The following is a 621-nucleotide window of genomic DNA, read 5'->3' as shown; positions in this document are numbered from 1 at the left end:
GATCACGAGATCCAGCGCGCCGATGAACGCGGCCGTATCGTCGAAGCTCGTCAGTTCCGCCGTGAAGTCCTCGATCGCGAAGCCGGCCGCGCGCGCCGCCGCGACATCCGCCTGCGCACCCGGCTGCAGCGAATGAAACGCGACGCCGTCGATCCCGCGGAATGCGTCGGCATAACGCTCGAGCCCGACGCGCCGGAACGGATTGCGCTGGTGCCCCGCGCTGCCCGTCCACACGAGCCCGACCTTCAGCCGGCTGTCGCCCGCGAGCCGCGCGCGCCACGCGTCGCGCGCGGGCGGATCGGCATGCAGGTACGGCACCGACGACGCGAGCGTCGACGCTTCCATGCCGAGCATCAGCGGCAGGCCGATCAGCGGTACTTCGTAATCGAAGGCGGGCAGCACGTCGACGCCGCCGCCCGCGCTGAACGCATCCGCATGCGCGCCGAGGCTGCGCTGCATCAGCGTGCCCACCTGCGGAAACGTGTTCCATATGAGCCGGCCGCCCTCGCGATGCACGCGCTCGGCGAGCGGCGCGACGAAGCGGCAGAACTGCAGCACGTCGCCGAGCCCCTGCTCGCCCCACACGAGCAGCGTCTTGCCGGCGAGCGGCTCGCCCTGCCA

Annotated in this window: 1 pseudogene; it reads right to left on the bottom strand. The window is 71.7% G+C overall.

From position 1 onward, the window contains the following. A pseudogene (locus L810_RS48290) lies at positions 1-621 on the bottom strand (hypothetical protein); the annotation flags it as partial.

This window comes from Burkholderia sp. AU4i, from assembly GCF_000466765.1.
GTDB classification, from domain to species: domain Bacteria; phylum Pseudomonadota; class Gammaproteobacteria; order Burkholderiales; family Burkholderiaceae; genus Burkholderia; species Burkholderia cepacia.
Note: the sequence above shows the minus strand (reverse complement) of the source record. Positions and strands in the feature narration are given on the sequence as shown.